We start from the raw sequence: 13,033 nt of genomic DNA on the forward strand, positions 1-13,033 counted from the left end.
CGGGCGACGAGCAGCGGGTCCACCTCGGCCGAACGGCCGGTGAGCAGCGCCACCACGTCGCCCGGGCAGCCATTGGGCAGCGCGACCGGCCTGGCGGCAGAATGGTGATCATGTCCGCCTCTCCGTCCTCCTTCACCTTCCAGCCGGTCCTGGAGCGCATCGCCACCGAGATCGCGCAGACGCCGGGGCGCGGGCGGCCCGCCGACTACATCCCGGCGCTCGCCGCCTGCGACCCGCGCCGCTTCGGCATGGCCGTCGCGGAGCTCGACGGCACGGTGTACGGCGTGGGGGACTGGCGGCAGCCGTTCTCCACGCAGTCCATCACCAAGGTCTTCACCCTCGCCCTCGACCTGGCCCGCGAGGGCGACGAACTCTGGGAGCACGTCGGCCGCGAGCCCTCCGGCAACCCCTTCAACTCCCTGGTCCAGTTGGAGTACGAGAACGGTATTCCGCGCAACCCCTTCATCAACGCGGGCGCCCTCGTCGTCACCGACCGGCTGCAGACCCGGACGGGTGACGCGGCGGGCACGCTCCTGGAGTTCCTGCGCGCCGAGAGCGGCAATCCGCAGCTCACCTTCGACAGGGACGTCGCCGCCTCCGAGGCCGCGCACGGCGACCGCAACGCCGCGCTCGGCCACTTCATGGCGTCGTACGGCAACATCGACAACCCGGTACCGGTGCTCCTCGACCAGTATTTCCGGCAGTGCTCGATCGAGGCGTCCTGCGCCGACCTGGCACTCGCCACCGGTTTCCTGGCCCGGCACGGCATCCGCGCCGACGGCTCCCGGCTGCTCACCCAGAGCCAGGCCAAGCAGGTCAACGCGGTCATGCTCACCTGCGGGACGTACGACGCGGCCGGCGACTTCGCGTACCGCGTGGGCCTGCCCGGCAAGAGCGGGGTGGGCGGCGGCATCATCGCGGTGGTGCCCGGCCGCTGCACGCTGTGCGTCTGGAGTCCCGGCCTGGATCAGCGGGGCAACTCGGTGGCGGGGGTGGCGGCCCTGGACCGCTTCACGACACTGACAGGGGTGTCGGTGTTCTGAGTGGCTCTTTCGGACCACGGGGCAGGGCGGCGCTTCGAAGGGGCGTGGGGAACTGCGCGACGAGCCACCACGGGCCGGCAGCCGACGAACCACCGGGGGCATTCCGGCGAACCCGGCGGAGCGCCCACGCGGAGGTCACACGAAGGCCCCCGCGCGGAGGGCCACACGTCGCCTTCCGGCCACCCGGCGTTGACACGCTTTCCGAGTGTTGGCCATGGCTTTCCCCGTCGATCTCCGCCGCTGCCAGGCTCTGGGCCTGGCCGGTACCGCCTTCCTCGCGCTGGGAGGTGAAACGGCCGGGGCGCTGCCCGCGAGGGATCTCCTCGCCCCCGAGTCGGGGCGTGCCGTGCTCGGCCTGGTCGGCGTTTACTTCGGCGTCGTGCTGCTGATCGCCGCCTGGGCGCTCCTCGGCACCGTCGTACGCGGCCCCGAGCCGCCGACCCCGCGTTCCCTGCTGCTCGTTCTGGCCGTGTGGGCGGCCCCGCTGCTGCTCGCGCCGCCCCTGTTCAGCCGGGACGTGTACAGCTATCTCGCGCAGGGCGCGATGGTCGACGCGCACATCGACGTCTACGCGCACGGACCGGCGCAGCTGGGCGGCCCGCTCGCCGACGAGGTCGCGCCGGTGTGGCAGCAGACCACGACGCCGTACGGCCCCGTCTTCCTCGCCGTCGCCTCGGCACTGTCCGGCCTGACGCGCGGGGAGATACCGGCGGGACTGCTCGGTATGCGCCTGGTCGCCCTGCTCGGCGTCGCCCTGATGGCGGCGGCGCTGCCCCGTCTCGCCCGGCACAGCGGCGCCGATCCGGCCGCCGCGCTGTGGCTGGGGGCGCTCAACCCCCTCGTCCTGCTCCACCTGGTGGCCGGCGCGCACAACGACGCCATCATGCTCGGCCTGCTCGGAGTCGGACTCGTGGCCGCGCGCGGCCGGTGGCATGTCCTGGGCGTCGTCCTCATCACGCTCGCCGCGCTGGTCAAGGCGCCCGCCGCGCTCGGCCTGCTGGCGGTCGTCGCGCTACGCGGACGCCGGGGCATGGTGAAGTCCGCCCTGACCACCACCGTGGTCGCCCTCGCCACCACGGTCGCCGCGACCGCCGCGACCGGTACGGGATACGGCTGGATCGCGGCCCTGAAGACCCCTGTCTCGCCGCACAACTGGTCGCCCACCAGCGTTCTCGGCCGCGCCACCGGCGCCCTGCTGGAAAAGCTCGGCAGCGGCCTCGCACCGCTGGCCATGCCCGTCTGGCACGCGGCCGGACTCGCGCTGACCGTGATCGTGGTCCTGTTCATATGGCTGCGCCTACGGCCCGGCCCGATCTACGCGTTGGGCCTGAGCCTGGCCGCGGTGGCCGTGTTCGGCCCGGCGATCCGGCCCTGGTACGCGCTGTGGGGACTGTTCCTCATCGCCGCGGCGGCGCCCAGTGCCTCGGTGCGCCACCGTGTCGCGGCAGCCAGCGCGGTGCTCGCGCTCGCCGTGCTGCCGAGCGGGGGACCGCCGGACGCCGAACAGGTGATCCTGGCCGTCTCCGGCGGAGTGCTCGCGCTCGTCGTGCTCTGGCAGGCCCACCAGGCGGCGCAGACATCGGTGATCGGGCGGACGGCATGAGAGGCAGGGACGGCAAGAGAGGGCTGGACGGTGAGCGGGGCGGTACGCGGGTGTTGACGGGCATGAGAGCGCTGAGTACCGATCGCCGGCGGTTGCTCTTCGTACTCGGACTCGCCGCCGCCGTCGGCGTGTTCACCGCCACGGTGCCGCTGCTGCGCGACTGGTTCGACCTGCGCGTGTACTACGGGACGGTCGACGCCTGGGTCCACCACGGCGGCCGGATCTACGACTACCACGTGCCGGGGACGACGTACGGCTTCACCTATCCGCCCTTCGCGGCCCTCGGCATGCTGCCGATGGCGCTGGTCGGGCTGCGCACGGCGATCGCGGTCGAACTACTGCTCAACCTTGCCGCCATCGCCGCCATCGTGTGGATCCTGGTGGGGCCCGCGCTGCGCCGCTACGGCTGGTTCGGCTACGCCCTGACGGGCTGTCTGCTGGCCCTGTTCGAGCCGGTCCGTGACACCTTCAGCTTCGGCCAGGTGAACCTCCTGCTCCTCGCCCTCGTGCTGAGCGACGCCTGGCTGCTGTCCACCGGACGGGGACGCCGGGCGGGCGTCGGCATCGGCCTGGCCGCGGCGGTCAAACTCACCCCCGCGCTCTTCATCGGCCTGCTGCTGCTCGCCCGTCGCTGGCGCGCGGCCGGCGTCGCCACGGCCGTCGCCGCTGCGGCCACCGCCCTTGCCGCCTGGGCGGCCCCGGGCGCCTCACGCTTCTATTGGACCGACGCGTTGTGGGACACGACCCGCATCGGCCGTCTCGCCTATGTCTCCAACCAGTCGTTGCAAGGTGTCCTGGCACGGCTCGTGGCACCGGACGAACCGAGCAGGGCCGCCTGGGCGACGGCTGCTCTGCTGGTCCTGTGCGTATGGGCGTGGCGGACCTCGCGCGCGCTGGCCGACGAGGACTGGACGGCCGCGTTCGCCCTCACCGGGCTCGCGGCCTGCCTCGTCAGCCCGATCACCTGGGTGCACCATCTCGTCTGGCTGCTGCCGTCGTTCGCCGTGCTGCTGCACCGGCGCCGACTGCGGGTCGCGGGCGCCCTGTACGTGGTGCTGTGCAGCAGCGTGGTGTGGCTCTGGTTCGACGACGCGTCGGGCCTCGACGGATTCCTCGGCAGCAACACGTATACGTGGATCACACTGGGGCTGCTGCTGTGGCTGCCGATCGGTCAGCCCCGTGTGGGCCGCCCGTTCTTGAGCCACAGGGCGAGGGCCACGCCGCCGGCGCCCAGCCCCGCGGCGCCCGTGATACCGGCGACTTCGGGCCAGTCGGCTTCGTCGCTGTCCGGGAGCGCCGCGGGAGCGGGCCGGGCGGCGGGTCCGGCCGCTGGAACGCCACGCGTGTCGAGCAGCGATCCGACGGGATCGACGTGCCCGGCTGCCTTGAAGCCCCAGTCGAGCAGCGAGCGCGCCTCCTCGTAGACGGCGAACCCGCCGCCCGCCTGAGGGTTCATCACGGTGACGACGAGCGTGCGCCCGCCGCGTCGCGCGGCGGCGACGAGCGTGTTACCCGCCTCGCTGGTGTAGCCGTTCTTGATGCCGATCAGGCCCGGGTACGGCTCCACCCCGTCGGCGCCGGTCAGCAGCCGGTTGGTGTTCTCGATCTCGTATGCGCCGTCTTCGCCGGGGAACATGGCCTCGACGGTGGAGCAGTACCGCGCGAAGTCCGCGTTGCGCAGCCCGGCCCGCCCGAAGACCGCCAGGTCGTACGCCGACGAGACCTGACCGGGTGTGTCGTACCCGTCGGGTGAGACGACGTGAGTATCGAGGGCGCCCAGCGAACGGGCCTTGGCCTGCATCCGGGCGGCCGTCGTCTTCCAGCCGCCGTTCATCGCGGCCAGCACATGTACGGCGTCGTTGCCGGAGTTGAGGAAGACACCGCGCCACAGGTCGGCCACGCGGTAGCTGTGGCCTTCGGAGACGCCCACCAGGCTGCTCCCGGCCCCCACGTCCGCCAGCTCCGCCGCCTTGACGGTGTGCCGGATGCCGCCGGGCAGCACCGGGAGCACCGTGAGGGCGAAGAGGGTCTTCAAGGTGCTGGCGGGCGGCAGCTTGACGTGAGCGTCGTGGGCCGCGAGTACATCGCCGGTGCGGGCGTCGGCCACCAGCCAGGACAGGGCGGAGACGTCCTCGGGGACCTCGGGTGCCCCGGCCCGCGGCCGCACCTGTGTCCCGGGTCTGTACAACGGCGGCTGCGATGCCGTGGGTCGGGGCGCGCCGGGGTCCGTGGCCGTCCGGGCGACGGCCGCACTCGGCGCGAGGGCCAGCGCGCCGACCACGCAGACGGCGGAACAGGAGACGGCGGCGCGAGCGAGGCGGGCGCGGGAGGCGGCGCGGGGGGTGGCGGCGCGGGATGAGAATCCGATAGTCATTCCGCCAACGTAGGAACGGAGTCGCCGTCCGCCGGGCTGCCAGGGCCGAGCGGCGGGATCCAGTACCCGGATGCCGCACGTGGGAGCTGTCAGGCGGCGGGCAGGGTCGGCTGGACCTGGCGGAGGAAGGTTGCGTTGTCCGGGGTGGCGCGCAGCCGCTCCAGGAGGGTTTCGAGGTTCGCCTGGCCGTCCCGCGTCTGCAGGGCGCGCCGCAGCCCTCGTACGGCTGCCAACTCGGCGGAGGGCAGCAGGAGTTCCTCGCGGCGGGTGCCCGACGGGGTGATGTCGACGGCTGGGAAGACGCGCCGGGCTGCCAGAGCCCGGTCGAGGCGGAGCTCCATGTTGCCGGTGCTCTTGAGTTCTTCGAAGAAGTAGTCGTCGGCGCGGGAGCCGGTCTCCACCAGGGCGGTGGCGAGGATGGTGAGCGAGCCGCCCTCCTCGGCGAGGCGTGCGGCGCCGAAGAACCGCTTGGGGCCGTGCACCGCGGCCGCGTCGACGCCGCCGCTGAGGGTGCGGCCACCGGAGGCGGCCGCGTTGTTGTGCGCTCGGCACAGCCGGGTGAGGGAGTCCATCAGGATGACGACGTCCTCGCCCTGCTCGACGAGCCGCTTGGCACGTTCGATGACGAGGTCGGCGAGCGCGATGTGCTGTTTCGGCGTCTTGTCGAAGGTCGAGGCGTAGACCTCGCCCCGAACGGAGCGCCGCATGTCGGTCACCTCTTCGGGCCGCTCGTCGAGGAGCAGCACCATCAGGTGGCATTCGGGATGGTTGCCCGCGACGGCGGCGGCGATCTGCTGGAGCAGCACCGTCTTGCCGGTCTTGGGCGGGGCGACGATCAGACCGCGTTGACCCTTGCCGACCGGCGAGACCAGATCGACGAGGCGCCCGGCCGGACCGCTCGCCGGGTGTTCCAGGCGGATCCGGTCGCGCGGGTGCAGCGGGGTGAGGTCGCGGAAGTGCGGGCGGCGGCGCAGCTCTTCGGGTGTACGGCCGTTGATCCGCTCGACCTCGGCGAGCGCGCGGGGCCCGCCGCGTGCCCCTTCGACGGTGTCGCCCTTGCGCAGGCCGGAGCGGCGGATCAGCGCGGCGGAGACCTGGACGTCGGTCGGTGTGGGCAGGCAGCTGTCGGCGGCGCGCAGGTACCCCTGCCCGTTGTGCGCGATGTCGAGGACACCGGAGGCCCGGGCGGGGAGCTGCTGCTGTACGGGAGGGTGTTCGAGTGTGGTGGTCATGATGCGGGTCCTTTCAAGGACGGATTCATGAGGTCATGTGGAAGGGAAGGGGGATGGGCCGGCGGGGGAGGCGGCGTGCTCACGTCTCCGTGCGGCCAAGAGACAGCACCTCGTGAACGGCGGACGGGAACGACTACCCGTGGCCGTGCTCAAGAGGTGGTGGTGAGAAGCTGGTCCGCCGGTCGGAGAATGACGGGCGTGTCAGCGAAATGAGGTGGAACCGGCACCGGCGCCCGAGACGGGGCGTACACAAGTGCTGACTGCACAGTACCACCCGGCGACCGCTTCTGGCTGTGATGTGCGACTCAGCGGCTCACGCGCAGGAGTTGAGCGAGGGTCACGGTCCACCGATCTCGGTCGACCGTCGACGGCGGGGGAGGCGGTGGGAAGAACTCCGGATCTGCGGGAGTTGGTGCGTGGCGAGTAGCCGTCGACGAGGGAAGGTACCTGTCATGCGCGCACTGATCGTTGACCCCGCGGTCCCCGGGAAGCTGCGACTGGGCGAGGCCCCGGATCCCGTACCCGGCCCCGGCCAGGCCCTGGTCGAGGTCCGGCACACCTCGCTCAACGCGGCCGAACTGTTCTTCGCGGAACGGGCCGAGCCCGGGGACGTGCTCGGCTTCGACGCGGCCGGTGTCGTCGTGGCCGCCGCGGCCGACGGCCGCGGGCCGGAGGTCGGCAGCCGGGTGGTGGGCTTTGCGGACGGGGGCGGCTTCGGCGCGCTGCGGGCCATGGACGTGGCGGACGTGGCCGTGGTGCCCGACGGGGTCGACCTGGGCGAGGCGGCCACACTGCCGGTCGCCGCCGGCACGGCCATGCGGGCGCTGGAGCAGGCGGGACCACTGCTGGGCCGCAGGGTGCTGGTGACCGGCGCGTCCGGCGGCGTCGGCGGGTTCGCCGTGCAACTCGCGGCCATGGGCGGCGCGTCCGTCGTCGCCGTCTCCGGTTCCGAGGAGAGCGCCCGGGGGTTGGCCGACCTCGGCGCGGACGAGGTCGCGATCGGCCTCGCCCGGGTGACAGAGCCGGTCGATGTCGTCGTCGACACCGTGGGCGGCGACCAACTGGCCCTGGCGTACGCCCTGCTCGCCCCGGGCGGAAGCCTGCAGAGCGTCGGCTGGGCCTCCGGGCAGGAGGCGACCCTACCCGTGGGCTCCACCCTGGGCAGCCGTGCACCGAAGGCGATCGTGTCCGTCTACAACGGCGTCGGACTCACCGACCGGCAACCGCAGTTGCGCCGGTTGCTCGACCTGGTCGGCACGGGAAAGCTGCGTGTGCCGATCGGCTGGCGCGGGCCGTGGGACAAGATCGCGGACGCGGTGGAGGCCCTGGGGAACCGGCGGTTGCGGGGCAAGGCGGTGCTGGACGTCGGGTGAGACCGCCCCGGCCGCAGCCTGACGCTCCAGTAGGGGTCGCGATGGGCGAAGGCCCGGCTGAGCCACGCGAAGCAGAACACGCAGAGCAAGAACCCGGCCAGAAGGATCCAGCGAAAGAACGACCGATCGAGTTTCGCGCGTTCAAGAAGATCCTCGTGGTCGCTGCCGTCGGACCACTCGGATCAGTCATGACGCCCCCTCGGTGGAGGAGCGTACGGCGACGCGCCGGGCGGTGATTCACAGCGCGTTGACGAGGACGACGTAGACGGCGGTGCCGATGCCTACGCTCAGGATCGTGCGACGGCCACAGGCGAGGTGGACGCCCGCCGTGACGGCGACCGCGAGCAGTGCGCACCATGTGGCATGCGGCTCGGCGGCGATGGCGCCGTGCAGGGCGGTCACCCCGAGGATCGCGAGAACGCCCACCGGCATCCACGCCGACAACTGCCGCACGACCGCCGAGGTGCGCAGCGTGCGCAGTACCGCGAAGGGGACGGCGCGCAGCGCGAGGGTGATCGTGAAGACGATCGCGAGGACGGCGAGGAGGTACGAGGTGCTAGGCATCGGCGGCCTCCTCGTCGGGGCGCCGGGCGGTGAGGGTGTGACGGGCCAGCAGCAGGGCGACGAACAGGAGCATCGCGGTCAGCATGGCCACGCCCGGGGTGAGCACGAGGGCGACGGCCACGCTCACGCCGGCGAGCAGAACCGACAGGACTGCGCTGCGCGAGCGGAACGCGTCCAGCGTGAGCACGGTGAACAGCGCGCACAGGGCGAACTCCAGGCCCTTGATCGGCGCGGGCAGGGCCGCACCGAGGGCGACACCGACCAGACCGCCGCCCACCCAGTAGGTCTCGCAGGCGATCTGCATCGTGAGGAGCCGGGGTGCGGAACGCTCACGGTCGGGCAGGGAGGCGTTGACGGCGTACGCCTCGTCGATCATCGCGTAGACGGCGTACGCCTTCGCGAACGGGTTCCTGACCAGGTGGAGGGGGAACGAGAAGGCATAGAACACATGCCGGAAGTTGACCACCAGGACGGTCAGCGCGACCGCTGCCAGCGGCGTGACGGTGGCCATCATGCCCACCAGCAGCAGCTCCAGAGAACCGGCGAACGCGGACAGGGACAGGGCGGGAGCGAGCCACCACGGCAGATGCGCCTGGATGACCAGCAGGCCCAGTGTGATCCCGAGCGGGAAGATTCCCAGTCCCGCGGAGAAGGAGTCGCGCACGCCCGCGGATATCTGCTGCCGCCGGGTGGCCGCAGCCGATGGGGGAGCGGACATGAGGGTCGAAGTGTCTTGTTGCACCCGTCCATGGTCCCGTGAAACCCGTGCCATGTGGTTGCAAATATTGCGCATCCGGCCAGGCACGGTGCAATCTTCTTGCCATGGATGCGACCGATCGGGCAATCATTGCCGAGCTGGAGCGGGACGGGCGGCTGACGAACGTCGAGCTGGCCCAGCGGGTCGGGCTCACCACCGGGCCCTGCCTGCGGCGCGTTCAGCGGCTGGAGGCCGACGGCGTCATCCGCGGCTACCGTGCCGTCATCGACCCCGCCGCCGTGGGACGCATCTTCGAGGTCCTGATCGACCTCACCCTCGACGCCCAGGACGCGGAGACCGTCGAGCGTTTCGAGGAGACTCTGGTGCAGGCGGACGAGGTCATCGAGTTGCGCCGGCTGTTCGGCAGCCCCGACTACTTCGTCCGCGTGGCCGTCGCCGATCTGGCCGCCTACGAAACCTTCCTCAGTACGCGTGTCATGACCATTCCGCGCATCAAGAACGTCATCTCGCACTTCACGATGAAAAAGGTCAAACCGGCCCCGTAGCCGAGGACCGGGGACGCTCGGCCGCCGTCCAGGAGGTGGCCGTGGGCGCCCTCCAGCTCCCTGACCTGCTAACCGAAGGTGACGTCGCCGACCCGGGGGTGATGGAAGGTCTTGCGGCCCGAGGCGTTCCCCTTGACGTCGTACCGCTCCCACAGGCGCGCGAAGTCCGAGCTCTTGAGGAGGAGTTCGTCGACGAGCCCGGTGAGGTCGGGGGCGTCGGGGTCGGTCCCGGCCAGGGTACGCAGACGGGCGACACAGCCGCGGATCTGGTTCTTCCAGTCGTCGAAGAGGGCGCGGGCATGACCGTGCCCTTGCCTCCGGCGTGTGGCACCGCTTCGTCATCGCCACGACACTGGGCTGACCGCCACGATCACCACAACCCCAGTAGCTTCAGGACCACCAGGACCACCAGGACCCCAGGCCGTACAAGCCGGACCCCAGGCCATACAAGGAAGCCAGGACCATGACCACCATCGCCATCATCGGAGCGGGACCCGGCCTCGGAGCCGCCGTCGCACGGCGGTTCGGCGGCGAGGGATTCGACGTAGCGCTCATCGCGCGCACCCACGAGCGGACGAGCGGCCTCGCCGCCGACCTGGCCCGCGAGGGCATCACGGCGCGCGGTTTCGCCGCCGACGTACGCGACCCGAAAGCCCTGGGGGCAGCTCTAGACGCGGCGACCGCGACCCTGGGCCCGATCGAGGTGCTGCAGTACAGCCCCCTCCCGCACCGGGACTTCATGCGGCCGGTCCTGGAGACCAGCGCCACCGACCTCGTCGGACCGATCGAGTTCTCCGTGTACGGACCCGTGGCCGCCGTACAGCAGGTGCTGCCCGGCATGCGCGCATTGGGCCGCGGCACCGTCCTCTTCGTCAATGGCGGATCCGCCGTGGTCCCGCACCCCGGCCGAGCCGGTACGTCGATCGCCTTCGCCGCCGAGAGCGCCTACGGCCATCTGCTTCACGACACGCTCGCGGGCGAGGGCATCCACGTCGCGCAGCTGATCATCCCCGGCGAGATCATCCCGGGACATGCCAGGAAGGACCCGACGGTGCTCGCGGACGTTCTGTGGGGCCTGCACCAGGACCGGCACGGCTTCCGGCACTTCGCGGACGACCTGGACGCGTGACGACGCGCCGGCCGCGTCAGGGCGCAGGGGACCCGCTCCGCGTGGTCTGCGGTGGTCCGCCGGCCGGTGCGGCCCCGTTCGACGAGGCCTCGGACGCGAGCAGGTCCAGAAGGACCAGGGTGTCGTACTCAGGGGTGCCCGGTTCGGCGAAGTACGCGATCAGGCAGTGGCCGGGGGTGCCTTCGAGCTTCATGGACTGGTAGCCCAGAGTGAGGTCGCCGACCTCGGGGTGGTGGAAGGTCTTGCGCCCATGGGTACTGCCCTGCACGTCGTAGCGCTCCCACAGGGGAGTCGGCGGACCATCTGGGTCGTCCGCGTCGGCGACGACATCGACGTCCGGTCCGTCAACGGCCCCACGTCCGACTGGTACCGGGGCACCCGGGCCCGCCAGGAGGGCCATGTCCAGGCCGGAGCCGTGGGCAGGGACGTCACGCTCGTCGACGTCGACGAGGAGATCAACGATGCCGTCGACGCGGCGTACCGCGCCAAGTACGGTCACTATGCCTCGTACATCATCAAGGCCATCACCAGCCCCAAGGGCTTCGCCGAGCTGCTGCGTACGGTGCTGTGAGCGGGCAGAATCGATCGTCGTACGGCCCGACTCGGTACCTCGGCAAGGAGAATTGGTGGACACCTCACCCGTCGCACCGCACCGTATGGACCCGGCGGGCGGTTGCCCGCACGCCGACAACGCGCGGCTGCTCGCGGGGGGTGCCGTCGCACCGGTGGTGCTGCCCGGTGAGGTGGCGGGCGTGGCGGTGCTCGGACACGAGGCGTTGAAGGAGCTCCTCGCACACCCCGAAGTCGCCAAGGGGGCGGAGCACTTCACGGCGCTGAGGGAGGGGCGGATAGCCGCCGGATGGCCGTTGACGACCTTCGCGACCGTACGGGGGATGACGACCGCCGACGGGCAGGACCACCGGCGGCTGCGGTCGCTGGTCAGCAAGGCGTTCACCGCACGTCGAGTGGAGCAACTGCGCCCCCGTATCGATGAGTTGACGACCGGGTTGCTCGACGACCTTCACCAGGCGGCCGAAGACGGTGGGGGAGTCGCGGATCTGCGTCGGCACTTCGCGCTGCCGTTGCCGATGGGGGTCATCGGCGAACTGCTCGGAGTCGACGCGGAGTACCGCGACCGGCTGCACCATTTGTCGAACCAGGTGGTCGCCACGGACATCGGCCCCGAGCAGGCCCTCGCCGCGAACCGGGAGCTGGTGGCCGTCCTGAGCGCCGTGGCCTCCGCGCGTGCCGAGGAACCCGGCGACGACCTCACCAGCGCGCTGATCGCCGCCCGGGACGAGGAGGGCGACCGGCTCAGCCAGGAGGAACTCATCGGCACGCTGGTGCTGATGATCATTGCCGGGCACGAGACCACGCTGAACCTCATCACCAATGCCGTACGGGCGTTGTGCGGCCACCGGGATCAACTGGACCTGGTCACGAAGGGCGAGGCGAGCTGGGCGGACGTCGTCGAGGAGACGCTGCGCTGGGACGCGCCCGTCAGTTACTTCCCGTTCCGGTATCCGGTGCGGGATCTCATCCTGGACGGAACCGTGATCCCCAAGGGCACACCGGTGCTCGCCGGTTACTCGGCCGCGGGGCGCGATCGAGCCGCGCACGGACCCGACGCCGACCGCTTCGACGTGACCCGGCCCGGCAGGCCCGGCGCTGCCCGGCACCTCTCCCTCGGGCACGGCGCTCACTACTGTCTGGGCGCCCCGCTGGCACGCCTGGAGTCCACCATCGCGCTGGAGCGGCTGTTCACCCGCTTCCCCGACCTCGACCTCGCCGTGTCCGAGGCGGAACTCTCCCGCCACTCCAGCTTCGTGGGCAACAGCGTACGAGCGCTCCCGGTGCGGCCGGGCAGCTCCCGCGGCTGACTCTACGAGCTGCAGGGAAACTTCGCGGCTGACCGGGCGCATACCAGCCATGCGACACCGCGATGGCCCTGAGCCGACCCTTTTCTTGTTCTCGCCAAACGCCGTACCTACGCTTCCAGCACCGCACACCGGCGGCACTGGACAAGGGACACGGCAATCACCACGTCGGCGTCAACGTACGCGATCTGGCCGCCCAAACCGCCTGGTACCAGGAGGCGTTCGGGCTGAAGAAGGTCTTCGAGTTCACCCTCGAAGGACCCGGACTGGGCGGTGTCGTCCTGGAGCATCCGCACGGCTGGCGCATCGAACTCCTCGCCCGGCCCGGTTCCGCGCCCGGCCTGCGGGCGCGCGACCCGCTGACCGCCGCCCTCATCGAGGGTTACGGGCACTTCGCGGTCACCACCCCCGAACTCGACCCCGTCTACGCGGCCCTGGTGGCGCATGGGGCGGGCGAGGTCATGAAGCCCGGGCCGTCCCCCGAGCCGGGCATCCGGATGGCCTGGGTCGCCGACCCCGAGGGCAATCTCGTCGAACTGATAGAGCGCAGCACTACTTTTTCCGAGTGAGATGGA

The 13,033-nt window shown here is 71.3% G+C and carries 13 protein-coding genes and 2 pseudogenes; 9 read left to right on the plus strand and 6 right to left on the minus strand.

Annotated elements, in window-relative coordinates:
* Positions 1–101 precede the first annotated feature (101 nt).
* The 3 genes from ACIBK0_RS36605 to ACIBK0_RS36615 all read left to right on the plus strand — a co-directional run bounded on the left by ACIBK0_RS36605 (position 102) and on the right by ACIBK0_RS36615 (position 4,070).
* Positions 102–1,043 carry a glutaminase gene (locus tag ACIBK0_RS36605; protein WP_399089452.1) on the plus strand — a complete coding sequence of 314 codons (942 nt, stop codon included), beginning with the start codon at positions 102–104 and terminating at the stop codon, positions 1,041–1,043.
* Between the two features lie 214 nt (positions 1,044–1,257).
* Entirely contained in the window at positions 1,258–2,646 is a 1,389-nt protein-coding gene (gene mptB / locus ACIBK0_RS36610; RefSeq protein ID WP_399089455.1) for a polyprenol phosphomannose-dependent alpha 1,6 mannosyltransferase MptB, read from the plus strand.
* Between the two features lie 62 nt (positions 2,647–2,708).
* Complete coding sequence (locus tag ACIBK0_RS36615; RefSeq protein ID WP_399089458.1) at positions 2,709–4,070, plus strand: glycosyltransferase 87 family protein; 1,362 nt, start codon at positions 2,709–2,711, stop codon at positions 4,068–4,070.
* A 35-nt stretch (positions 4,071–4,105) separates the two neighbouring features.
* Here ACIBK0_RS36615 and ACIBK0_RS36620 read toward each other — a convergent pair.
* Together ACIBK0_RS36620 and rho are read right to left on the minus strand one after the other, a co-directional pair.
* Positions 4,106–5,020 (minus strand): annotated as a pseudogene (locus tag ACIBK0_RS36620) (D-alanyl-D-alanine carboxypeptidase family protein); the annotation flags it as partial.
* A gap of 89 nt (positions 5,021–5,109) precedes the next feature.
* Positions 5,110–6,252 (minus strand): transcription termination factor Rho, encoded by a 1,143-nt coding sequence (gene rho, locus ACIBK0_RS36625; RefSeq protein ID WP_399089461.1) that lies wholly within the window; start codon positions 6,250–6,252, stop codon positions 5,110–5,112.
* 452 nt (positions 6,253–6,704) lie between these two features.
* Between rho and ACIBK0_RS36630 the strand changes: the two genes are divergently transcribed.
* Complete coding sequence (locus ACIBK0_RS36630) at positions 6,705–7,625, plus strand: zinc-binding dehydrogenase (protein ID WP_399089464.1); 921 nt, start codon at positions 6,705–6,707, stop codon at positions 7,623–7,625.
* 237 nt (positions 7,626–7,862) lie between these two features.
* On the opposite strand, the gene ACIBK0_RS36635 is transcribed toward ACIBK0_RS36630, so the two are convergent.
* A complete protein-coding gene (locus ACIBK0_RS36635; protein ID WP_399089467.1) occupies positions 7,863–8,189 on the minus strand; it encodes a branched-chain amino acid transporter permease in 327 nt (108 codons plus the stop codon).
* Positions 8,182–8,907: an AzlC family ABC transporter permease gene (locus ACIBK0_RS36640; protein ID WP_399089470.1), complete on the minus strand. Its 726-nt coding sequence runs from the start codon at positions 8,905–8,907 to the stop codon at positions 8,182–8,184. Before ACIBK0_RS36640 ends, ACIBK0_RS36635 begins: the two co-directional genes overlap by 8 nt.
* 104 nt (positions 8,908–9,011) lie before the next feature.
* Between ACIBK0_RS36640 and ACIBK0_RS36645 the strand changes: the two genes are divergently transcribed.
* The gene (locus ACIBK0_RS36645; protein ID WP_399089473.1) at positions 9,012–9,452 is read left to right on the plus strand and encodes an Lrp/AsnC family transcriptional regulator; all 441 of its coding nucleotides are present in this window, start codon (positions 9,012–9,014) and stop codon (positions 9,450–9,452) included.
* A 77-nt stretch (positions 9,453–9,529) separates the two neighbouring features.
* Here ACIBK0_RS36645 and ACIBK0_RS36650 read toward each other — a convergent pair.
* A pseudogene (locus ACIBK0_RS36650) lies at positions 9,530–9,760 on the minus strand (transcriptional regulator); the annotation flags it as partial.
* Between the two features lie 155 nt (positions 9,761–9,915).
* Here ACIBK0_RS36650 and ACIBK0_RS36655 point away from each other — a divergent pair.
* Positions 9,916–10,581: an SDR family NAD(P)-dependent oxidoreductase gene (locus tag ACIBK0_RS36655; RefSeq protein ID WP_399089476.1), complete on the plus strand. Its 666-nt coding sequence runs from the start codon at positions 9,916–9,918 to the stop codon at positions 10,579–10,581.
* A gap of 16 nt (positions 10,582–10,597) precedes the next feature.
* On the opposite strand, the gene ACIBK0_RS36660 is transcribed toward ACIBK0_RS36655, so the two are convergent.
* Entirely contained in the window at positions 10,598–10,849 is a 252-nt protein-coding gene (locus ACIBK0_RS36660) for a hypothetical protein (RefSeq protein ID WP_399089479.1), read from the minus strand.
* Between ACIBK0_RS36660 and ACIBK0_RS36665 the strand changes: the two genes are divergently transcribed.
* From ACIBK0_RS36665 to ACIBK0_RS36675, 3 genes are all read left to right on the plus strand, one after another.
* Entirely contained in the window at positions 10,832–11,152 is a 321-nt protein-coding gene (locus ACIBK0_RS36665) for a DUF2255 family protein (protein WP_399089482.1), read from the plus strand. The genes ACIBK0_RS36660 and ACIBK0_RS36665 overlap by 18 nt on opposite strands.
* A gap of 85 nt (positions 11,153–11,237) precedes the next feature.
* Positions 11,238–12,461 carry a cytochrome P450 gene (locus tag ACIBK0_RS36670; RefSeq protein WP_399089652.1) on the plus strand — a complete coding sequence of 408 codons (1,224 nt, stop codon included), beginning with the start codon at positions 11,238–11,240 and terminating at the stop codon, positions 12,459–12,461.
* 62 nt (positions 12,462–12,523) lie between these two features.
* Positions 12,524–13,027, plus strand: coding sequence for a VOC family protein (locus ACIBK0_RS36675; RefSeq protein ID WP_399089485.1), 504 nt, complete (start codon positions 12,524–12,526; stop codon positions 13,025–13,027).
* Positions 13,028–13,033: the final 6 nt, after the last annotated feature.

Source organism: Streptomyces sp. NPDC050564, assembly GCF_044457265.1.
GTDB lineage: Bacteria > Actinomycetota > Actinomycetes > Streptomycetales > Streptomycetaceae > Streptomyces.

Excerpts from the sequence above, each read along its gene's own strand:
- ACIBK0_RS36605 (WP_399089452.1), top strand. The coding sequence starts at position 102 with ATGGTGATCATGTCCGCCTCTCCGTCCTCCTTCACCTTCCAGCCGGTC.
- mptB (WP_399089455.1), top strand. The coding sequence starts at position 1,258 with ATGGCTTTCCCCGTCGATCTCCGCCGCTGCCAGGCTCTGGGCCTGGCC.
- ACIBK0_RS36615 (WP_399089458.1), top strand. The coding sequence starts at position 2,709 with ATGAGAGCGCTGAGTACCGATCGCCGGCGGTTGCTCTTCGTACTCGGA.
- rho (WP_399089461.1), bottom strand. The coding sequence starts at position 6,252 with ATGACCACCACACTCGAACACCCTCCCGTACAGCAGCAGCTCCCCGCC.
- ACIBK0_RS36630 (WP_399089464.1), top strand. The coding sequence starts at position 6,705 with ATGCGCGCACTGATCGTTGACCCCGCGGTCCCCGGGAAGCTGCGACTG.
- ACIBK0_RS36635 (WP_399089467.1), bottom strand. The coding sequence starts at position 8,189 with ATGCCTAGCACCTCGTACCTCCTCGCCGTCCTCGCGATCGTCTTCACG.
- ACIBK0_RS36640 (WP_399089470.1), bottom strand. The coding sequence starts at position 8,907 with ATGTCCGCTCCCCCATCGGCTGCGGCCACCCGGCGGCAGCAGATATCC.
- ACIBK0_RS36645 (WP_399089473.1), top strand. The coding sequence starts at position 9,012 with ATGGATGCGACCGATCGGGCAATCATTGCCGAGCTGGAGCGGGACGGG.
- ACIBK0_RS36655 (WP_399089476.1), top strand. The coding sequence starts at position 9,916 with ATGACCACCATCGCCATCATCGGAGCGGGACCCGGCCTCGGAGCCGCC.
- ACIBK0_RS36665 (WP_399089482.1), top strand. The coding sequence starts at position 10,832 with ATGGGTACTGCCCTGCACGTCGTAGCGCTCCCACAGGGGAGTCGGCGG.
- ACIBK0_RS36670 (WP_399089652.1), top strand. The coding sequence starts at position 11,238 with ATGGACCCGGCGGGCGGTTGCCCGCACGCCGACAACGCGCGGCTGCTC.
- ACIBK0_RS36675 (WP_399089485.1), top strand. The coding sequence starts at position 12,524 with ATGGCCCTGAGCCGACCCTTTTCTTGTTCTCGCCAAACGCCGTACCTA.